18 protein-coding genes are annotated in these 20,542 nt (G+C 58.7%); 17 read left to right on the forward strand and 1 reads right to left on the reverse strand.

The window, feature by feature from the left end; genetic code table 11:
* Nucleotides 1–16: 16 nt before the first annotated feature.
* Nucleotides 17–1,981, reverse strand: a complete 1,965-nt coding sequence (locus FB555_RS01705) for an AMP-binding protein (RefSeq protein ID WP_182483709.1) — start codon at nt 1,979–1,981, stop codon at nt 17–19.
* A 163-nt stretch (nt 1,982–2,144) separates the two neighbouring features.
* On the opposite strand from FB555_RS01705, the gene FB555_RS01710 reads away from it, so the two are divergent.
* The 17 genes from FB555_RS01710 (at nt 2,145) to xerD (ending at nt 20,540) form a co-directional block, all read left to right on the forward strand.
* Nucleotides 2,145–2,831 carry a GntR family transcriptional regulator gene (locus FB555_RS01710; RefSeq protein WP_182483710.1) on the forward strand — a complete coding sequence of 229 codons (687 nt, stop codon included), beginning with the start codon at nt 2,145–2,147 and terminating at the stop codon, nt 2,829–2,831.
* The gene (locus FB555_RS01715; protein ID WP_182483711.1) at nt 2,828–4,351 is read left to right on the forward strand and encodes an MmgE/PrpD family protein; all 1,524 of its coding nucleotides are present in this window, start codon (nt 2,828–2,830) and stop codon (nt 4,349–4,351) included. The genes FB555_RS01710 and FB555_RS01715 overlap by 4 nt, the downstream gene beginning before the upstream one ends.
* Nucleotides 4,351–5,265, forward strand: a complete 915-nt coding sequence (gene prpB, locus FB555_RS01720) for a methylisocitrate lyase (protein ID WP_182483712.1) — start codon at nt 4,351–4,353, stop codon at nt 5,263–5,265. Before FB555_RS01715 ends, prpB begins: the two co-directional genes overlap by 1 nt.
* A 49-nt stretch (nt 5,266–5,314) precedes the next feature.
* Nucleotides 5,315–6,442 (forward strand): bifunctional 2-methylcitrate synthase/citrate synthase, encoded by a 1,128-nt coding sequence (locus tag FB555_RS01725; RefSeq protein ID WP_182483713.1) that lies wholly within the window; start codon nt 5,315–5,317, stop codon nt 6,440–6,442.
* A 307-nt stretch (nt 6,443–6,749) separates the two neighbouring features.
* Nucleotides 6,750–7,556, forward strand: a complete 807-nt coding sequence (locus tag FB555_RS01730; protein WP_182483714.1) for a tryptophan synthase subunit alpha — start codon at nt 6,750–6,752, stop codon at nt 7,554–7,556.
* Nucleotides 7,553–8,401 carry a GntR family transcriptional regulator gene (locus FB555_RS01735; protein WP_182483715.1) on the forward strand — a complete coding sequence of 283 codons (849 nt, stop codon included), beginning with the start codon at nt 7,553–7,555 and terminating at the stop codon, nt 8,399–8,401. Before FB555_RS01730 ends, FB555_RS01735 begins: the two co-directional genes overlap by 4 nt.
* Before the next feature lie 31 nt (nt 8,402–8,432).
* Nucleotides 8,433–9,947, forward strand: a complete 1,515-nt coding sequence (locus FB555_RS01740) for a sugar ABC transporter ATP-binding protein (protein ID WP_182483716.1) — start codon at nt 8,433–8,435, stop codon at nt 9,945–9,947.
* Nucleotides 9,944–10,948 (forward strand): ABC transporter permease, encoded by a 1,005-nt coding sequence (locus FB555_RS01745; RefSeq protein WP_220475733.1) that lies wholly within the window; start codon nt 9,944–9,946, stop codon nt 10,946–10,948. The genes FB555_RS01740 and FB555_RS01745 overlap by 4 nt, the downstream gene beginning before the upstream one ends.
* On the forward strand, nt 10,945–12,417 hold the full coding sequence (locus FB555_RS01750; protein WP_182483717.1) for an FGGY family carbohydrate kinase: 1,473 nt from the start codon (nt 10,945–10,947) through the stop codon (nt 12,415–12,417). Before FB555_RS01745 ends, FB555_RS01750 begins: the two co-directional genes overlap by 4 nt.
* A gap of 43 nt (nt 12,418–12,460) precedes the next feature.
* A complete protein-coding gene (locus tag FB555_RS01755) occupies nt 12,461–13,393 on the forward strand; it encodes a sugar ABC transporter substrate-binding protein (protein ID WP_182483718.1) in 933 nt (310 codons plus the stop codon).
* Nucleotides 13,394–13,683: 290 nt separating this feature from the next.
* The gene (locus FB555_RS11000) at nt 13,684–13,812 is read left to right on the forward strand and encodes a hypothetical protein (protein WP_281362531.1); all 129 of its coding nucleotides are present in this window, start codon (nt 13,684–13,686) and stop codon (nt 13,810–13,812) included.
* 13 nt (nt 13,813–13,825) lie between these two features.
* Nucleotides 13,826–14,653 (forward strand): TlyA family RNA methyltransferase, encoded by an 828-nt coding sequence (locus FB555_RS01760; RefSeq protein ID WP_343046369.1) that lies wholly within the window; start codon nt 13,826–13,828, stop codon nt 14,651–14,653.
* 2 nt (nt 14,654–14,655) lie between these two features.
* Nucleotides 14,656–15,585, forward strand: coding sequence for an NAD kinase (locus FB555_RS01765; RefSeq protein ID WP_182483719.1), 930 nt, complete (start codon nt 14,656–14,658; stop codon nt 15,583–15,585).
* The gene (recN, locus tag FB555_RS01770; RefSeq protein WP_220475734.1) at nt 15,554–17,266 is read left to right on the forward strand and encodes a DNA repair protein RecN; all 1,713 of its coding nucleotides are present in this window, start codon (nt 15,554–15,556) and stop codon (nt 17,264–17,266) included. Before FB555_RS01765 ends, recN begins: the two co-directional genes overlap by 32 nt.
* 14 nt (nt 17,267–17,280) lie before the next feature.
* Nucleotides 17,281–18,957, forward strand: coding sequence for a CTP synthase (pyrG, locus tag FB555_RS01775; RefSeq protein ID WP_343046370.1), 1,677 nt, complete (start codon nt 17,281–17,283; stop codon nt 18,955–18,957).
* 9 nt (nt 18,958–18,966) lie between these two features.
* Nucleotides 18,967–19,635, forward strand: coding sequence for an NUDIX domain-containing protein (locus FB555_RS01780; protein ID WP_182483720.1), 669 nt, complete (start codon nt 18,967–18,969; stop codon nt 19,633–19,635).
* Nucleotides 19,632–20,540 (forward strand): site-specific tyrosine recombinase XerD, encoded by a 909-nt coding sequence (gene xerD / locus FB555_RS01785; protein WP_182483721.1) that lies wholly within the window; start codon nt 19,632–19,634, stop codon nt 20,538–20,540. Before FB555_RS01780 ends, xerD begins: the two co-directional genes overlap by 4 nt.
* Nucleotides 20,541–20,542: the final 2 nt, after the last annotated feature.

The raw sequence follows: 20,542 nt of genomic DNA on the forward strand, positions 1-20,542 counted from the left end.
AATTATTGGTGCGGTATTAGGCAGGTTTCATGGCTCCGGGATGGCCGACCAAGGCGAGCGTCAGGTCTTCGAGAACGGTAACGTCCTCGATGGTCGGCGGCACGATGAAGGGCTCTCCATCGACGATTTGACGCATCGTTTTGCGCAAAATCTTGCCGGAACGGGTTTTGGGGAGTCGCTCGAGAACGACGACATCACGAAAGGAGGCCACGGGGCCGACTTTATCGCGCACGAGAGCAATGAGTTCAGCGCACAGCACAGAATTCTCAATAAAGACCCCAGCCTTTAACGTCACGAATCCGCTCGCGCGTTGGCCCTTGAGTTCATCTTTGACACCGATGACCGCGCATTCGGCTACCGCGGGATGTCCCGCGAGGGCCTCCTCGAGCTGGCCGGTTGACAGCCGGTGCCCGGCAACATTGATGACGTCATCGGTGCGGCCCATCACGAAAATGTAACCGTCATCGTCAATAAAGCCAGAGTCGCCCGTGGCGTAGTGCCCCGGGAAGACCTGCAGGTAGGACTTTTCGTAACCGTCGGCACGGCCCCACAGACCAGCGAGCGTTCCGGGAGGCATCGGCAGGCGGATAGCGATATTGCCTTCCTTGCCGGCGGCGACGGGCACTCCCTTGCCGTTAAGAACCTCAATTTGGTATCCCGGAACCGGCACGGTGGGGGAGCCGGGCTTGATCGCCAGTGGAGCGAGGCCCCGCAGGTTGGCCGCAATCGGCCATCCGGTTTCGGTCTGCCACCAGTGGTCGACAACAGGGCAATGCAACCCGTCATTCGCCCAGTGGTACGTCTCCGTATCGAGGCGTTCTCCGGCGAGAAATAAGGTCTCCAAGCTGGAGACGTCATAGCGTGCGGACTCAATCAGGTTCGGGTCCACGCGACGGATGGCCCGCAATGCGGTAGGGGCGGTAAAGAGAACTTTGACCTTGTAGTCCTCGACGATGCGCCAGAAGACTCCCGCATCCGGCGTTCCGACGGGCTTCCCCTCGTACAAAACGGTGGTGGCCCCGGCCAGCAGCGGTGCATACACAATGTAGGAATGACCAACGACCCACCCCACATCGGAGGCGGTCCACATGACGTCACCGGGATGCACGTTGTAGATGTTCTTCATGCTCCACGCGAGGGCTACGGCGTGACCACCATTGTCGCGGACGATGCCCTTGGGGTTTCCTGTCGTGCCTGAGGTGTACAAAATATAGAGGGGATCCGTCGCGGCTACGGCGACCGGGGCGGAGGGGGAGGCTCGCGCCATTTCGTCATCCCATGTCACCCAGGTCACGGGCTGATCATTCGCGGGGCTGTGAGTCGAGTCATGAGCTGTTGTCTGCGCGAAGTCGGCAGCCAAACCGGCAACATGACGACGTTCCTTCACGATGACGGTGCGGATGGAGCCGTGGGAGAGGGCCAAAGCCTTCTCGACGATAGGCAAATACTCTACGGTGCGGCCGGGTTCAAGGCCACCGGATGCGGTCACCATCACCGTGGGAGTGGCGTCATCGATGCGAACGGCAAGTTCATTCGCGGCAAAACCGCCGAAGACAACGGAGTGGACAGCGCCGATACGAGCGCAGGCCAGCATTGCGATGAGCGCCTCAGGGATCATGGGCAAGTAGATGATGACGCGGTCACCCTTGGTGACGCCTTGTGCGAACAAGACTCCCGCGAACGAGCTGACCTCCGTGAGGAGCTGGTCGTAGGTGAACTGCTTTTTGACGCCGGTCATGGCCGAGTCGTAAATCAAGGCCGTTGTGGAGCCGCGCCCGGCCAGCACATGGCGATCGAGGGCGTTGAAGCACGTGTTCAACTCTGCGCCCGGGAACCAGCGGTACACCGGAGCGTTGCTCTCGTCTAGGGCGGTGACCGGGGGTGTGATCCAGTCGATGGCGGATGCGGCGTCGAGCCAAAAGCCGGCGGGGTTTGTGGCGCTCTCGTTGTAGATCTCGCGATAAGCCGGTGGTTTCACCATGTGCGCATCTCTCCAATGAGTCACGATAACTCGACGATGAGCGACCATGTAACCGTTACTGTATACATAGATAACGAAAACATGCAATTTTTGCAAAATATTGCGCTGAATCGTTATGTTGTGTATACACTGGCCAGACGCACCGATGCGTAAGGAGAACATTATGAAGGCAAGCGATCGCGCCTACCGTGTACTCCTGGCAGAAATCGTCGAGGGAACACTTGCCCCGGGTACTGTTCTCGGCGAAGTCGAGCAATCCACGCGCCTCGGTGTCTCCCGTACTCCTGTTCGTGAGGCGCTTTCACGGCTCGTCGCCGACGGCCTCGTCGAACCGCAAGCGGGCCGTGGCCTCATCGTGACCGAAGTTTCGCTCGACAATATTTCCGAACTGTACGAACTCCGTGAAGCCCTCGAAGAACAGGCAGCACGGCTGGCGGCTCAGCGGGGGAGCTCGAAGAAATTCCAAGCGCTCGCCGCAGCGTTCGATGACATGGCTACGCTCATTGATTCCGGACCGGATGGCATTCGCACCTACTACGACCTCAACCGTCAATTTGATGAAGCCATCGATGCGGCGATTCAGAACCCGTACCTCGTGGGAGCGCTGCGCAACGTGCGCATGCACTTGGGGCGCGTGCGCCGCATCGCCAAAGACAACCCGCAGCGACTGCGCGAAGCTGCCCGCGAAACGCACCTCATTCTCGAGGCGATCATTGCTGGCGATTCCGCTTTAGCTGCGCACGCCACGCACGTTCATCTCCACCGGAGCCTCACTAATATTCGTGCCTCCGTTGCCCCACTTTTGACACAGAATGGGGTCACCGGATCCCAGAAAAGGAACCGCCAGTGAAACTGAATCACGTTCGCGTCTATCGCAGCGAAGAAACCCTGAACCGTGCCGACCAGCTGGCCTTCAAGATTGCGGAGGTCGCAGCCGACCCCGTTGCCGTAACGGATGAGGTGACCGAGATGGTCATCAACCGCATGATTGACAATGCCTCCGTTGCAACGGCCTCCCTCACCCGCAAGCCCGTCGTGGCGGCTAGGTCGCAGGCGCTGGCGCATCCAGCATCCACCGGCGGTCACGGTGCCAACGTTTTCGGCGAAGGCCAGAACACAAGGGTTTCCCCCGAGTGGGCGGCCTGGGCCAACGGCGTTGCCGTGCGCGAGCTCGACTACCACGACACCTTCTTGGCCGCCGAGTATTCGCACCCCGGCGACAACATCCCGCCCATCTTGGCGGTTGCCCAGCACGTCGGAAGCACCGGCCACGATCTCGTTCGCGGCATCGCTACCGGCTACGAAATCCAGGTTGATTTGGTGAAGTCGATCTGCCTGCACGAGCACAAGATCGACCATGTTGCCCACCTCGGCCCCTCAGCGGCCGCCGGGATCGGAACCATGCTCGGGCTGAGCCCCGAGGTTATTTTTCAGGCCATCGGCCAGGCGTTGCACACCACGACGGCGACCCGCCAATCCCGCAAGGGCGAGATCTCCAGCTGGAAGGCGCACGCCCCCGCATTCGCCGGCAAGATGGCGGTTGAAGCCATTGACCGTGCCATGCGCGGCGAGACCAGCCCCACCCCCATATACGAGGGCGAAGATGGCGTCATTGCCTGGATGCTGGACGGCCCCAAAGCCGCCTACGAGGTTCCGCTCCCCGAACGCGGCGAGGCAAAACGCGCCATTCTCGACACGTATACCAAGGAGCACTCGGCCGAATATCAGGCCCAAGCCTTGATTGACCTCGCGCGCAAGCTGCACCGTGAACATCCTGAAATTGGGCAGGGGGAGAACGTGGCATCCGTCGTTATTCACACCTCACACCACACGCACTACGTCATCGGTTCCGGCGCAAATGATCCGCAGAAATATGACCCCAACGCGAGCCGTGAGACTTTGGATCACTCGATTCCGTATATCTTCACGGTGGCGTTGCAGGACGGTGCGTGGCACCACGTTGACAGTTACACCCCCGAGCGCGCGAAGCGTGCCGACACCGTGGCCCTGTGGAACAAGACCACCACCCGCGAGGATGCCAACTGGACCAAGCGCTACCACTCCATTGACCCGGCGGAGAAGGCGTTTGGCGGACGTGTTGAAATCACCTTGACCAATGGCACGGTCATCGTGGATGAGCTGGCAGTCGCCGACGCGCATCCTCTCGGTGCCAAGCCGTTCTCCCGCGAACAGTACATCGGCAAGTTCCGCACCCTGGCCGACGGTGTTCTCGAGAAGACCGAAATCGAGCGTTTCTTGGAGCTGGTTCAACGCTTGCCACTGCTGACGGCCGCCGACATCGGTGGCCTCACCGTCACCGCCAAGCCGGGGCTGCTGGCCGCCATTGCCACCCCGAAGGGACTCTTCTAATGTTGTATGCGACCCAGACTCCGGCCGAAAAGCGTCGCCTCTTTCGCGCGTCGCTCGCCACGGGCGAGCTCATCCAGATGCCTGGTGCTTTCAACCCGCTCTCGGCCCGGCTCATCGAGAGCAAGGGGTTCGGCGGGGTGTACATCTCCGGCGCCGTACTGTCGGCCGATCTGGGGCTTCCCGACATTGGCTTGACTACCCTCACCGAGGTTGCCGGCCGCGCGGCTCAGATCTCGCGCATGACGGATCTGCCCACGCTGGTGGATGCCGACACTGGCTTTGGCGAACCCATGAACCTGGCGCGCACTGTGCAAACGCTGGAGGATGCGGGCGTTGCCGGACTTCACGTTGAAGACCAGGTCAACCCGAAGCGCTGCGGTCACCTTGACGGCAAGGTTGTCGTTGACGATGACACCATGATCAAACGGATTCGTTCGGCTGTCTCCGCCCGCCGTGACCCGAACCTTCTCATCATGGCCCGCACCGATATTCGTTCGGTTGACGGACTGGACGCCGCGGTCGAACGCGCCAAGAAACTGGCAGATGCTGGTGCCGATGCCATCTTCCCCGAAGCCATGAAAGACCTCAGCGAGTTTGCGGCCATTCGTGCCGCCGTCGATATTCCCGTTTTGGCGAACATGACGGAGTTTGGCAAGAGCGAGCTCTTCACGAAGCAGCAGCTGGCCGATGTGGGCATCAACATTGTGATCTACCCCGTCTCGTTCCTTCGCCTAGCCATGGGCGCGGCAATGCGTGGCTTGGATGCCCTGCTGGAGACAGGCACACTGCAAAGCGTTGTTCCTGAAATGCAGACGCGCGCCGAACTCTATGAGCTTCTCGATTACGAGGCGTACAGCCAGTTCGACTCCTCTATCTTCAACTTCAGCCTCGACGCCCACGTGCGGCACGACTAGGTTCGGTAGTTCGGGCTTCGCTTCACCTCTTGACGGATAGGGATTACGCATGACTGACACGCAACCACAGATTTTCAAGGGCCTCGCCGGCGTTGTCGTCGATGTCACGGCCGTCTCCAAGGTCAACCCCGAGACGAACTCACTGTTGTATCGCGGGTATCCCGTGCAGGAACTCGCGGCGTCGAAGAGTTTCGAAGAGGTGGCGCTGCTGTTGTGGAACGGGGAACTCCCCACGGCAACAGAGTTGGCCGCGTTCACCGCAATCGAGCGAGCTTCGCGCGGCCTTGACCCCGAAGTCAAGCTCGTTATCGACGAGTTGCCGCTCACGGCGCACCCCATGGACGTGGTGCGCACGGCCGTCAGCGTTCTGGGCGCTCTGGATGCGACCACCGCCGACACGAGCCCTGCCGGAAACCTGGCCAAGAGCATGCTTTTATTTGCTAAGGTTCCTGCCGTGGTGGCGTACGACCAGCGCCGCCGCCACGGTGAGGATGTTATCGAACCCCGTGCCGATCTGGATTATTCGGCGAACTTCTTGTGGATGACGTTCGGTGAGGTTCCGGATGCGGTCGTCGTCGACGCCTTCCGCGTCTCCCTGATCTTGTACGCGGAGCACTCCTTCAACGCTTCCACGTTCACGGCCCGGGTGATTACCTCGACGCTGTCGGACCTGTACTCGGCAGTCACCGGTGCCATAGGGGCGCTCAAGGGAGCCTTGCATGGCGGGGCCAACGAGGCTGTGCTGCATATCTTCACCGAGATTGGTTTCGGGCCGGATGCTGAGCGTCGGTCGAAGGAATGGCTTGCCGCGGCGCTCGCCGAGAAGCGCAAAATCATGGGCTTCGGTCACCGCGTTTACAAGAAGGGCGACTCGCGCGTTCCCACCATGCGCGACTCGATGGTGCGCCTCACCGAGTATTACGACCGCCCCGACGTTCTCGAGCTATACAACGGGCTAGAAGCCGCCATGACAGAACGCACCGGCATCTTGCCCAACCTGGATTACCCCTCGGGCCCGGCATTCCACCTGATGGGTTTTGACACCCTCACGTTTACGCCACTTTTCGTGGCCGCACGTGTGACGGGCTGGACCGCGCATATCATGGAGCAGACCGCATCTAACGCTTTGATTCGCCCGCTGTCGGCCTACAACGGTGTGGACGAGCGCCACTTCTAGTTTTGTTCTCAACCCGGCCGTTGAGGATCTGGTCAAATTTGTTATTTATCCAATGGTTTGCGGGAGTTGCCACTGAATGAATTGGCTATTTCGCCGAACATGGTTCTTCAGCTGTCACGGTGATGTTATTACCTAAGACCGGTTCTGCAAGTAATCCTTGGGACAGATCGTTCCTTATCAGGAGCGCGAAGGACTAAGGAGCGTTGCCGCAACCCTATTTATTGTCTTGCGGAACGTACAGTTGCACTCCAGGCGCGTAGCTCATATAGTGATCTAGTCATCTAGAAGTTACTTGAGGGGATTGCACGTGCCGACAAGATTGAAGCGGCGAGTTAAGCAGGCTAGGGCAGAACAACGTGGGTTGCTCGTTGGTTTCTTACCCGCAGGTTATCCCACCCCCGCGGCGTTCACTGCAGCGGCCCATGCAGCCTTTAGTGCGGGTCTTGACGTGTTGGAGGTCAGCATGCCTGGCCCCGCGCCAGCTCTCGATGGACCTCTTATACAGGCAGCTGCGAGCCAGATCAGCCGAGGAATTACGACAGTTGCTGAGGCTCTCAAACTTGCAGCAGAAAGTAGAAACTCGCCCGACGACACGATCGTGGCGCTCGCGTATGCCAGCACTTTCGACACAATGACTGTCGAGGATTTTATCGATGCCCTCCACCTAGCCGACATCGATGCCCTCCTTCTTCCGCAGCATCCAGTCTCAGAACAACTGAGAATTGGCTTACTAGCAAAGTCTGTAGGTATTGAACCGTTTATTTTCCTGCATCTTGAGGAGGACCTCTCTAAATTAGCTGCCACGGATATCGAAGAGCCGGTCATTTATCTTCAGTCCTCTGACTTGCAGACTGGCGGAGAGTTTAATTCGGCCAAAGCGCTCGAGCGCCTAGACGAACTTGCAGCGGCATTTGGAGAAAAACCATATGCCGTGTGTGTAGGTTTCGGCGTTCGAGGGTTCAGCGAAGCGCAAACGCTAATGTCGGCTGGGGCAGATGGCGTAATTATCGGCACTCGCCTCGTAGCTGCAGTAGCTATTGATATTGATTCAGTGGTCGCAATCGTCGATGAGGTTGCGCCAGCCCTTGTCCGGCGCCTTGCGGTGGACGCATGAACATTAGCCCGGGGTTGCCGTGGAGCCCCCAAAGAATTTCATTTAACCGTAACGACGGTACTCCCAAATATGTCGCTATTTCTCGAGCAATTGCTTCCGCAATTGTCGAGCATGAGCTCACGTCCGGCGAGAGCCTGCCGTCGCAAAAAGAGCTGGCAGAGAGTTTCGGAGTCACCGTGATGACTGTTCGTCAAGCCATTCAAGTCCTCATTGAACAGGGCCTACTGAGCGCCGAGCAGGGAAAAGGTACCTACGTTAGCGGGCGACCGTACCGATTACCACTTGGCCCCCTCTCAAGCTTTGCCGCGCAAATTGAAGCGAGTGGACGGACACTCCGTACAGAAGTGCTTGGTTACGCAGCAATCGAAGTATCTCCAATCGAACAAGCACGCATGGGGCTTCGTACCCCGGAGGCATTCGAGCTCGTTCGACTTCGTTTTGTGGATCGCGAGCCCTTAGTTCTCCAAACCTCACTCTTGCCGCGCGAAATCGGTATCGGCTTGGATATTGCCGCGCTCAAGACCCGATCTCTATACGACTTGCTTTACTCTGATGCTGGTATCCGGATTGAGAGGGCAACCGAAACAATTCAGGCCACGAATCTTGACGCCGAGTCAGCTGACCTTCTCCGCAAGAAGGCTGGCGACGCTGCCCTCCTCAGTTCTCGGCTTACTTTCAGCATCGAGGGACACACCGTGGTCGATGACCGCGCCCTCACTGCGGGGAACAGTGTTGTGGTGTCCGCAGATCGTCGCGCCGACGAACCGGGACTTCCCCTGAGACCTTCTCGTGATGTCGCGTCGGTACCAGACGTCTCCGTTCCATTCGTTCGGGGCCGACGTTAACCGTTTCAACACTTTGACTCTAGGGATGACAATGAAGACAACCCCTCACGCTGAGGCTTTAGCAGCAGTGTTGACCACTAACTCAATCAGCAAGGACTACGGTCCCGTGCGGGTTGTGTCTGACATCAGTCTCGACTTATTGCCAGGAAGCATCCATGCACTTCTTGGTGAAAACGGCGCCGGCAAGTCCACCCTCATCAAAATCCTCGCCGGCATTATCGCCCCCAGCGAGGGCTTTATAGAGATTGACGGAATGCCTCGCGAGCTCCGTTCCGTTCGTGACGGGCAGGCGCGAGGCATCGTCGCCCTTCCCCAAGAGCTCACTCTTGTCCCAACACTGGCGGCCGCAGAGAACATCTACCTTGGAATGCGACGGACTGGCTGGCCTGGAATTTCTAACCGACGTGGACTGGATCGGGATGCACGCGTGCAGCTAGAACGTCTCGGCCAAGAGATTTCCCTCGACGTTCCAGTCGGAGAGCTTTCGGCAGTGCAACAAACAATGATTGCCCTGGCTCGAGCCATTGTGCGTGACGCGCGGGTTTTGATTCTCGACGAGCCGACTGCAGCGCTAACAGATGCCGAGACCGAGCAATTGTTCACTGTTCTTCGTGCACTCCGCGACGAAGGAACCGCAATTCTCTACGTGTCGCACCGATTGGAGGAGGTCTTTTCGCTTGCAGACACCGCCACGGTCCTCCGTAACGGCCACCACGTTTGGACGAAACCAATCAGCGAAACCAACACGAATGATGTGGTTGCGGCGATGATTGGGCGCGAACATGGACAAGTCTTCCCAGCGCGATCTACCAATGCAGGAATACCTTTGCTCGCCCTAAATAAGGTTCAAGGTCACCGTGTACGGGGAATCAGCCTAGAAGCGCGAGCTGGCCGGGTGCTCGGGATTGCCGGCCTCGCTGGGTCGGGACGAAGCGAACTATTGAAGATTATCGCAGGAGTTGAACGTGCTCAAGGGGGCTCGGTCCTGCTTGACGGGATTGATATTACCCGGCGCTCCCTTGCCGCCACGATGAATGCCGGAATTGTCTATGTGCCGGAAGAACGGCGGAGTCAGGGGCTTGTCATGAGCGATACTATCGAGGCAAATATTGCGCTCGCAAACTTGAGGTCGCTCAGCGTGGCTGGCGTCGCGCTTCGCTCTAGAGAGAGCGCAACTGCCAAACGTCGTGTGGCCGAGCTGCAGATCAAGACCACGTCAGTACGCCAGTTAGTTGCTGAGTTATCCGGCGGTAACCAACAGAAGGTCGTACTGGCCAAATATCTCGAGCGGGAACCAAAAATCTTGCTTCTCGACGAACCAACCCGAGGAATAGACATCGGGACCAAGGCCGAAATCTACCAACTCATCCGTCGTTTAACTAACAACGGTATGGCCGTCATCGTTGTGTCGAGCGAGATTCCAGAACTTCTCGGTATCGCTGACGAAATCGTTGTCCTCCACGAGGGACATCTGACTGAAATTGTCTCGGCTGATCAATCCTCCAACGAGTCCATCCTCCACCTTTGCTATAGGAAGCCAGAATGATGACACTGTTCCCACCACTTCGTTCCCCAAAAACGAGCAAAAATCAGGGTGCTTTTCCACGAAAATCTTTCTTGTCGCGGCGGCTTGCGTCTTCAGGCACGCTAATCGGTCTTGTCGGACTGATCGCGCTCTTCGCGGTTCTGAGACCAAAGATTTTTCTCACCCCGCTCAACTTCACGAACATCCTTGAGCAGATTGCAATTCTTGCGATGGTCGCGGCTGTGCAGACCATCGTGATGGTGGTGGGAGACTTCGATCTCTCCGTCGGCTCTCTTGCAAGCCTCGTTGGCGTAATTACGGCGCAGCTGCTCGTTGGTGGGATGGACCCAGTTTTAGCCATTTTTCTAGCGCTCTGCTCCGGCATTATTGCGGGCGCCATCAATGGATTTCTTGTGGCCTACCTGGGGCTGTCCGCATTTATTTCTACTCTCGCCACAATGACGTCATTCACAGGCTTAGCGCTACTCCTTTCGAATGGAACCACCGTATTCGGACTGCCTGACGCATTTATTTGGCTTGGCCAAGGCCGCGTTGGTCCGGTTCCTATGCCCGTAATCATTGCAGTCATTCTCGTTATCTTGGTCTGGTTCGTTCTATCAAAGACTGTCCTCGGAAGGAGCTGGTACGCCGTCGGGGGTAACTCCGAGGCAGCTAGGCTTTCGGGAGTCAACACTAATCTCGTGCGTTTCTCAGCATTTCTTGCCTCCGGATTTGGTGCGGCGCTCGCAGGCATCGTCCTAACTGCGCGACTTGCTTCTGGTCACCCCTCGGCAGCCGACCCCCTAATGTTGAGCTCGATCGCAGCTGTTTTCCTTGGAATTACGCTTTCGCGCACCGGGCAACCCACCATCGGTGGAACTATTGTTGGCCTCGGCATCGTGGGAGTTCTGAACAATGGTCTTAACATCCTCCAGGTAAATAGCTACGTGCAACAGGTCCTTACAGGCGTAATTATTATCCTCGCAGTCAGCCTCAGCCTCTTCAGCAAGAAGCGACGATGAGTTCCCGAGGAATTGTGATCGCCGGCTTAGACTTCGGCACATCGAGCGTCAAGCTCGTGGTTGTAACTTCCGACGGCGCAGTGCTTTTTCGCGCACAGCAGTCGTATCCCACCTTCGTTGGTGACAACGGTGAGGTAGAGCAAGACCCGGAGGACTGGTGGGAAGCCGCCAAGGCGGTGATGAGCAAGTGCCCATTAGCATCCGAGATCGCAGCCATTGGTCTGACAGGGCAGATGCAAAACCTCATCTTGGTCGATCACAAGAGTGCAATCCGTCCGGCGCTTCTCTATTCAGACACACGTGCAAGAGTTCAGCACGATCGCGTACATGCGGCGCTCCCAAATTGGGAGCGCGAGACTCTCAATGTTCAAGACGTGACGAACGTAGCGGCCAAGTTTGCTTGGCTGCTAGACAACGAGAAGAATTCGATCGCCCGAGCAGAGAGTGCTTTCTTTAGCGCATCAGGATATGTCGCATGGCGGGCCGGCGGAATGGCGGCCTGTGATCTGACAACGGCCTCGACGACCGGACTCCTCGACGTTGGTAACCAAGACTGGTTACGATCGGTCCTTGAGGAGGTAGGCATCAACCGCAAGTTGCTTCCAGACATTGTCGGTTTAGTCCCAAACGATAACATCCTAGGAGTTGTGTCCGGGAAGGCAGCCGCTGAACTGGGCGTGACCACTGGTATTCCAATTGTGCTCGCCCCGGGTGATGCTGCTTCCACTACGGATGGGCTCATCGGAAGCAGCCCGGGTGATGCCTACCTCTATCTCGGAACGACCGGGTGGTTAGCTGCGGTAACTGAGACTATTCCGACAGCCCCGTCACCAATCCATACTCTGGCAATGCCAGGTTGGGAATCTTGGCTCCGTATTGGAGCTGTGCAGTCGGCCGGATCTGCCGCAGCCTGGGCTCGCGATATATTCCTTCCGGGACTTGATTTTCATTCCGTAGAGGCACGCATTGCTCCGCGTGTGCGTGAAATGCATGCACGTCCGCTCTGCCTCCCCGGAATTTCCGGAGAGCGTACTCCGATTCGCGATGGGGCGTTTCGCGGTGCATTTGTCGGGATCCACAAATTGACCGATGGAGTTGACTTTTATTTGGCGGTGCTCACAGGCATCGCAATGGGTCTCCGGCATGCTGCCGACGACATGGGCATTGGGCAGAACCGTATCCCGCTCGTCGGCGGTGCGGCAACATCTGAGGCTTGGCGGTGCATCCTCGCTGACGTTTTTGACGCAACCATAGTGACACATTCCGCTACCGACCCGGGAAGCTGGTCAGCTGCCCGCTCGGCAGCAAATGCACTCGGCGTTCAGAATAATTTGCACCCATTCTTTACGCCGACCACCACCGACGTGAAAACTACTCCCGCCGCAAACCGTTCAAACTACGACCCTCTCATCGCCGTCCACCGACCGCTTTATGATGCGCTCGCACCGACTTTTCACCAACTGGCCTGATCCACTTTCAGCAAATTCAATTCCCTCCTAGAAAGGCAACAAAATGAAGTTAAAAAGAACACTCACGGCACTGAGCTTGGCGACGGTCGCCAGTCTCATGCTGGCATCCTGTGCGCCCGGTGACGGCGGTGCAACAGGTGGAGAAAACGCAGTCACGGTCACCGTTATCACTCCCTATCTCGCAAATGCGGCAACCAAAGAAGTAATCGAACTCTTCAGTGCAGAAGGCGAGAAACTAGGCTGGCAGGTGAATGTCGTCGATACCGCGGGGGATATGAACAAACTCAACAGTGCCTTCCAAGACGCAGCGGCTCAGAAACCTGACGCCATCGTGCTCGGGACAGGTGACCCCACCCAGATTTCACTGGGACTAAAAGCAGCGGCCGACGCTGGAGTGCCGGTTTTCTCGATCGATGCGGGCGAGGCCGACGGCATCGCAGCCAACGTAACGAGTGACAACACCGATCTCGGCGAACAAAGTGCGAACGCGCTCATTGAAGCTATGGGCGGGCAAGGAGCCGTTGTCATGTTGACTCATGATCCTCATCCGGGCGTGCGGGCCCGAGCTGAAGGAGCTCGCAAGGTCTTCAAACAAGCAGGAATTGAAGTACTCGAAGAAAAGCACGTCAACGTTCCAGGGCCCGTTGATGACGCTCGCACGTCAGTGCAGGACATCATTTCCGCTAGAGGCTCGGAAGTCAGCGGTATTTGGGCTGGCTGGGATGAACCTGCGCTCGGTGCAACTCAAGCAATTGACGCTGCCGGGATCACTGATATTTCGGTCGTTGGCGTAGATGGACAAGACTTCGCAATTGCAGAAATTGAAAAAGGAGGACCGTTCGTTGCGACAGTGAAACAAGACTGGAAATCAATCTCAGCCAAGGTTGTCGCGTTGATATCGGCACTCTTGTTAGACGGCACCCAGCCGGACCAAAAACAATACGAACTGCCAGGAACCCTAGTGACCAAAAAGTAGTCCACCGTTCAAGCTGGCCAATGCACAAGAATATTGGCCAGCTTGAACTACCTCGATACCCGGTTAAAAAATTTAGTTACATGTTTTCAATGAGTCAAAACCCCAAGAACTGACCAGTTCTCACATTCATCTTGTCCTTTGCGGCGTTGACGAACGCTACGTCTTATAGCCACGTCAATTAGACACTTCTTGGTGCCAATGTCGAGGGCATTCGGCTGACTGTGCATGGCGCGTCGGGTAACCTAGGAAGCGTGAATGTGCATCCCGAATCTGAGGCCAACGAGGGCCTAATGTCGACTCTGTCGGTCGTCGAAGATCAGCCGCTCGATCAGCGCGCCGAGGGTTACACCCAGCTTTATGATGCTCTGCGAACGCAGCTCGAGGGCGGCGACCTGCCGTCACGTGAGCTGAAAAATTGATCGGTGCTCTAGCGTGATTGGTGCTCCTGACGTTCCTGAACCCGTAGGTCAGCGATTAGATACGGCTCTGACAGAGCGTGGAATTGCGCGTTCCCGAACGCATGCCGCCGAGTTGATTGCCACTGGGCGCGTGCGCATCGGCGGCAAGGCCGTTATTAAGGCCTCCTACCGGGTTCCCGAGGGCACCGAGATAACGGTAGACCGTCTCGATCACTACGTTTCCCGCGCTGCCCACAAGCTCATGGCCGGGCTTGATGCTTTTGCTGTGGATGTTGCGGGGCGCGATTGCCTCGACATCGGGGCGTCAACCGGTGGTTTCACGCAGGTCTTGCTGGAGCGGGGCGCCCGAGAAGTTGTCGCGCTCGACGTTGGTCACACTCAGATTTCTCCCCTTCTGCGCAGTGACGAGCGCGTGAAAGTACTTGAGGGTGTCAACGCCCGTTATCTCACACCCGAAAATTTGACGGGACTGCTCGGGGTACCGTTCGCGGCCACCGTGGTGGTCGCTGACCTTTCCTTCATCTCCTTGACCATGGTGATTCCTGCACTGAAAGCGACGGCAGCGCCGGATACCGACTTCATTTTCTTGATCAAGCCCCAGTTCGAGGTCGGTAAGACGCGCATCCGCGAGGGCATCGTAACGAATCCAGCATTGCGCAGTGACGCCGTCACCAAGGTGCTGTGGGCAGCGTTCGACAACGGTCTCGGTACGGCGGGACTCATTTCCTCCCCCATCATTGGGGCGCTCGGAAACCACGAATTTGTTGTCTGGTTTTCTGCTTCGCGGGGCACGAATCCGACAGAATGGTTAGACACGGTCACCAAGCTGGCGGGAGCCTAGGGATGTCGCAAGACACGCGCTATATCCTCGTCGTCTCCCATGCCACGCAGGCCGCACCACTGGAGGCCTCCGTTCAGGTGTGCCGCCTTTTGCGTGATGCTGGTGTCGTACCGGTGCTTCGTGAGGTGGAACTGGCGGCCGTTGCCGCAGTGGCCCCCGATCTCGACTCGATTGCCGTGCTGGAGCACGACGTCTCGATCGCCGACATTGAGTGCGCAATTGTCGTGGGCGGCGATGGAACCATCCTGCGCGCCGCCGAGCTGTTGAGGGGCGCTACCGTTCCTCTTCTGGGAGTGAACCTTGGCCACGTTGGTTTCCTGGCCGAGACCGAGAGCGACGGCATCGCCGACACCGTCCAGCGGGTGCTGGCACGTGAGTACACCGTTGAAGAGCGTTTGACCCTTTCGGTGCGCGTGAAATTGGGCACGACGGTTGTCTTTCAATCGTGGGCGCTCAACGAAGCGACCGTGGAGAAGGCCAGTCGGGAGCGCATGCTCGAAGTTGTGATCGAAGTGGACCGCCGGCCACTTTCTTCTTTTGGCTGCGACGGCATCATCATGGCGACCCCCACCGGTTCAACGGCCTACGCCTTCTCGGCGGGAGGCCCCGTCATTTGGCCCACCGTCGACGCGCTGCTTCTCGTTCCAATGTCGGCCCATGCCCTTTTTGCTCGTCCTCTCGTCGTTGGCCCGGAGTCGTCGCTAGCGGTAGAAATCATCAAACGCGGCACGGCTGAGAACGGTGTCAACGGTGTGCTGTGGTGTGACGGGCGTCGCACCTTCGACCTTCCTGCCGGCGCCCGTGTCATCGTGAAGCGTTCGCCGATTCCCGTCCTGCTTGCCCGCTTGCACCCGGGGCCGTTCACCGATCGGCTCGTGACGAAGTTCACGCTTCCCGTCAATGGCTGGAGAGGCCCCGCCGCTCGTGATTGAGGAGATTCGCATCCGCAATCTTGGTGTTATCTCGGAGGCCATACTGCCCCTCGGCCCCGGATTTACGGCCATCACGGGTGAAACTGGCGCCGGCAAAACCATGGTTGTTACAGCTCTAGCCTTGCTCCGGGGAGCCCGCGCCGATGCGACCACCGTGCGTTCCGGAACCGACACGGCGTGGGTAGAAGGGCGCTGGCGCCTGCGCGATCCCGATGCGATTCGCGAACTTGTCACCGATGCCGGCGCCGAACTCGAAGTGGATGAGCTTTTATTGGGGCGCTCCGTCTCAGCTGAAGGGCGTTCGCGCGCGGTTGTGGGTGGCCGGTCCACTCCCGTTTCTGTACTGACCGAGCTGGGGGAGCGACTGGTTGCCGTTCACGGTCAATCGGATCAATCGCGGCTGCGTTCCACCGCTGCTCAGCGGGAGGCTCTCGACCGTTTTGCCGGCCCGGTTTTTGCTGGTGCGCTTGCCGACTATCAGCATGCTTTCCGCCGTTGGCAGGCCAACACCACCGAATTGCGTGAGATCGTCATCGCCCAGGAGACGCGGGCCCACGAGGCGGACGAACTTCGTTTAGCGGTCTCTGAAATTGAAGCCGCGGCCCCGCAGTCCGGAGAAGACGCCACCCTCACGCTATTGGCGGAGCGTCTCACCCACACGGAGGAATTGCGAACCGCAACCGCGCTGGCGCGCGAGGCCTTGAATTCTGAGGAGGTCGATGGCACGGATGCCCTCGCCCTGGTAGATACCTCTCAGCGTCAGCTGACGCGGGTGACAGGTGTTGACCCAATTCTTGACGTCTTGGCCATAGAGCTGGCTCAGATTTCCTTCCAGGTTGCCGATGTGGCGCACCGCCTATCGAGTCATCTCGCCAATCTTGAGGGAGAGGGCGAGAACGACCTTGACCTCATTCAGGAGCGCCGGGCCGAGCTCGCCACGCTCCTGCGCAAGTTTGGCCCCACGCTCGATGACGTTATCGCGCACGCCGAATCCGGGAGCGCCCGGCTCAGCGAGTTGGAAAGCGACGGGGAACGCATCACCGAACTCACCACCATCGTCAACACCGATCTGACCCTGCTGGTGGACGGCGCCATCGCTCTTCATGACATTCGCGTGGAGGCCTCCACCCGCCTCGCCGCCCTTGTCACGGCCGAGCTTGCGGCCCTCGCCATGCCCGATGCGGAGCTTTTTGTGACCGTCACCGAGGTTCCCGAACCCACTTTGCAGGGTGCCGACGCGGTGGAGTTTTTGCTCCGCCCTCACCCGGGGGCAGAGCCTCGGCCGGTAGCGCGCAGCGCCTCCGGCGGCGAACTTTCTCGTGTGATGCTCGCTCTCGAAGTTGTCATTGCGGGCGAAGACACCGTTCCTACTTTTGTTTTCGACGAGGTTGATGCCGGTGTCGGCGGCGCTGCTGCCATTGAGGTGGGCCGCCGTTTGGCCAGGCTTTCGGAGAAGGCCCAAGTCATTGTGGTGACGCACCTGGCTCAGGTGGCGGCCTTTGCAACCAACCACCTCCGCGTTGTCAAAGACACCGGCGGCGAGGTTACGGTCAGTAGCGTGCAGGCACTTCGTGGTGAGGATCGCGTTGCAGAAATGGCGAGGTTGCTCTCGGGGCTCCCCGATTCAGCGAGCGGTCTCGCACACGCCCGCGAATTGATCGAACTGGCTGCCGCTCGCTGATAGAGTTGAACCCCGTGGCGGACACTTCGGAAATCAGCGTAACCAAGCACATTTTTGTCACCGGGGGCGTCGTTTCGTCGCTCGGTAAAGGTCTTACGGCCGCAAGTCTGGGCAATCTTCTTACCGCACGTGGTCTCCGCGTTGTCATGCAGAAACTTGACCCTTACCTTAACGTTGATCCCGGCACGATGAACCCGTTTCAACACGGCGAAGTCTTTGTCACCGATGACGGCGCCGAGACCGACCTCGACATCGGCCACTACGAGCGTTTTCTCAACATCAACCTCGGTCAGGCCGCCAACGTCACCACGGGCCAGATTTACTCGCAGGTTATTGCCAAGGAACGCCGCGGCGAGTACTTAGGCGACACCGTTCAGGTTATCCCGCACATCACCGATGAGATCAAGCGCCGCATGCGCTTGCAGGCTGAAGATGCCGTCAAGCCCGATGTCATCATCACTGAAATTGGTGGCACCGTCGGCGACATTGAAAGCCAGCCTTTCATTGAGGCTGCCCGTCAGGTTCGTCATGAACTTGGTCGTAAGAATGTGTTCTTTGTGCACGTTTCCCTGGTTCCATTCATGGGCGCCTCGGGGGAGCAAAAGACCAAGCCCACCCAGCACTCGGTTGCCGCATTGCGCTCCATCGGGATCCAACCCGACGCTCTGGTTCTTCGCAGCGACCGCCCCGTCACCGATTCCAATAAGCGCAAAATTGCGCTCATGTGCGACGTTGACGAAGACGCGGTTGTCAACGCCATTGATGTCTCGTCGATCTATGACATCCCCACCATGCTGCACACGCAGGGCCTCGACAGCTACATTGTCGCGCAGCTCGGGCTCGTCTGTGGTGAGGTCAATTGGAACGGTTGGGCTGAACTGCTCGCGGCCGTTCACGATCCCTCGCACGAGGTCACGATCGGTCTGGTTGGAAAATACATCGACTTGCCCGACGCTTATCTCTCCGTCACCGAAGCTTTGCGTGCCGGCGGTTTTGCCCACCGCACCAAGGTCAACATCCGTTGGATTCCATCCGACGATTGCGAAGATCCCGAGGAAGCGGCCAAGAACCTTGGCGACCTCGACGGCATCTGTGTGCCCGGTGGTTTCGGCATCCGCGGCATCGAAGGCAAGCTGGGCGCGCTCACGTTCGCGCGGGAGAACGGTATTCCCACGCTTGGTTTGTGCCTCGGGCTCCAGTGCATGGTCATTGAATACGCACGCACGCGAGCTGGCCTCGCCGACGCGTCTTCCTCGGAATTCGACCCAGAAACCCCCACTCCGGTGATCGCCACGATGGCCGAGCAGATTGACATCATCAACGCGGGAGATATGGGCGGAACAATGCGCCTTGGCCTCTACCCTGCAGCCCTCACCAAGGGGTCTTTGGCGGCGGAGTTGTATGGTTCCGAACTGATCGACGAGCGTCACCGTCACCGCTACGAGGTCAACAACGCTTACCGTAGCCAGATCGAAGCGGCCGGCCTTGTCTTCTCCGGAACGTCCCCCGACGGCCAGCTCGTGGAGTTCGTTGAGTTACCGCGCGCGATTCACCCGTTCTACATCGCAACCCAGGCGCACCCCGAGCTTCGCTCGCGCCCCAACCACGCTCACCCTCTCTTTGCTGGATTGGTGGAGGCATCGTTGGCACGTCAACAGGCCAGTCGCTTGTTTGACATCGACGAAGCCTAAACCGACGCCATGCGAGAAGCTATCGAGGCCTCGGGGCTCAACGATGACGAGGCCCTCCTCGACCAGCCCGCCGACGTCGAGATTGTTGATGAGTCGATTGTTTTCACGGGGCGGGTGTGGAACATCCGTCATGAGACTTTTCGCTATAACGCCGAGATCCTTGGGCGCGACTTTGTGGCCCACACGGGAGCCGTTGCCGTGCTGGTTCTCGATGACAGCGACCGAATTCTCGCGATACGCCAATACCGTCACGCCGTTCGCCTGTGCGAGTGGGAGATTCCCGCCGGACTGCTCGATGTGGAGGGTGAAGACCCACTAGCGGCAGCCAAGCGAGAACTCGCCGAAGAAGTGGACCTCGAGGCCGATGACTGGAGTGTGCTCTCCGACTATTCGACGACTCCTGGCGGGAGCAACGAGATTGTGCGCATTTATGTGGCGCGCGGTCTGCGCAAAATTGAGCACGCCTATGTTCGCACGGGCGAAGAGGCCGACATCGAAATGCGCTGGGTGAACCTCGACGACGCGTATGAAGCGGCGCTGAATCGGCAGATCACGAACTCCGTCATTTTGATTGCCGTTTTGAGCGCCTATGCTTCGCGCTCGCGCGGTTGGAGCACGCTGATTCCCGGTGATTCGCCTTGGCCAATGCGTCGCTGGCGGGATGCGACCTCACAATGACTTTCGAGCGCGCGCGGAGTAACTACCTGCGTTATGTCTCGATTGAACGGGGTCTGTCGGCCAACACTGTGGCCGCCTATACGCGTGACCTCAGCGCTTATGCCGAGTGGATGCTTGCCCGCGGCATCACAGACGTAGGCGCCGTGACCCTGCCGCATGTGAGTGCCTACCTGCAGTCTTTGGTCACACGGGCCGAAAAACCGTTGACGGCGTCCAGTCAATCCCGAATGCTGTCCTCGATTCGTGGTTTCCACAAGTTTTTGGTCGAAGAATCCGTTTTGGAGACGGATGTCACCGTCGATCTTGCCCCGCCAAAACTACCCAAACGCCTGCCCAAGGCGATCACGATCGACCAGATGGCGGCACTCCTGGCGGCCGTCGAGGGCGAAGAAGATGTTCAGATGCGGGACCGCGCTCTCCTCGAACTTCTTTATGCCACCGGGGCACGCATCACCGAAGCGGTGTCGCTGAACGTGGATGATGTTTTGGGCGATGATGGGCTCATCCGCCTGCGCGGCAAGGGCGGCAAACAGAGAATCGTGCCGGTCGGTTCCTACGCCCGCGCTGCCCTCGATGCCTACCTCGTTCGTGTTCGACCGGTCTACTCCGCCAATGGCTTGGCCACTCCGGCACTTTTTCTCGGCCCGCGAGGCGCCAGAGTGTCCCGGCAGATGGCATGGCTCATCATTCGGGAGGCGGGGGAGCGCGCCAAGCTGAACATTGAGCTCTCGCCACACACCTTTCGCCACAGTTTTGCGACGCACCTTTTGGCCGGCGGGGCAGACGTGAGAGTCGTGCAGGAACTCCTCGGTCATGCATCCGTTGCCACCACCCAGATCTACACGCTGGTAACGGCCGATACGTTGCGAGAAAGCTACATCACGGCACACCCGCGCGCTCGGTAAGA

The sequence above is a fragment of the Alpinimonas psychrophila genome, assembly GCF_014137865.1.
GTDB classification, from domain to species: domain Bacteria; phylum Actinomycetota; class Actinomycetes; order Actinomycetales; family Microbacteriaceae; genus Alpinimonas; species Alpinimonas psychrophila.

Coding starts and splice junctions, on each gene's coding strand:
- xerD (WP_182483721.1), top strand. CDS start 19,632: ATGACTTTCGAGCGCGCGCGGAGTAACTACCTGCGTTATGTCTCGATT.
- FB555_RS01745 (WP_220475733.1), top strand. CDS start 9,944: ATGATGACACTGTTCCCACCACTTCGTTCCCCAAAAACGAGCAAAAAT.
- prpB (WP_182483712.1), top strand. CDS start 4,351: ATGTTGTATGCGACCCAGACTCCGGCCGAAAAGCGTCGCCTCTTTCGC.
- FB555_RS01735 (WP_182483715.1), top strand. CDS start 7,553: ATGAACATTAGCCCGGGGTTGCCGTGGAGCCCCCAAAGAATTTCATTT.
- recN (WP_220475734.1), top strand. CDS start 15,554: ATGGCTGGAGAGGCCCCGCCGCTCGTGATTGAGGAGATTCGCATCCGC.
- FB555_RS11000 (WP_281362531.1), top strand. CDS start 13,684: ATGTCGACTCTGTCGGTCGTCGAAGATCAGCCGCTCGATCAGCGCGCC.
- FB555_RS01725 (WP_182483713.1), top strand. CDS start 5,315: ATGACTGACACGCAACCACAGATTTTCAAGGGCCTCGCCGGCGTTGTC.
- FB555_RS01705 (WP_182483709.1), bottom strand. CDS start 1,981: ATGGTGAAACCACCGGCTTATCGCGAGATCTACAACGAGAGCGCCACA.
- FB555_RS01740 (WP_182483716.1), top strand. CDS start 8,433: ATGAAGACAACCCCTCACGCTGAGGCTTTAGCAGCAGTGTTGACCACT.
- FB555_RS01780 (WP_182483720.1), top strand. CDS start 18,967: ATGCGAGAAGCTATCGAGGCCTCGGGGCTCAACGATGACGAGGCCCTC.
- FB555_RS01755 (WP_182483718.1), top strand. CDS start 12,461: ATGAAGTTAAAAAGAACACTCACGGCACTGAGCTTGGCGACGGTCGCC.
- FB555_RS01710 (WP_182483710.1), top strand. CDS start 2,145: ATGAAGGCAAGCGATCGCGCCTACCGTGTACTCCTGGCAGAAATCGTC.
- FB555_RS01750 (WP_182483717.1), top strand. CDS start 10,945: ATGAGTTCCCGAGGAATTGTGATCGCCGGCTTAGACTTCGGCACATCG.
- FB555_RS01765 (WP_182483719.1), top strand. CDS start 14,656: ATGTCGCAAGACACGCGCTATATCCTCGTCGTCTCCCATGCCACGCAG.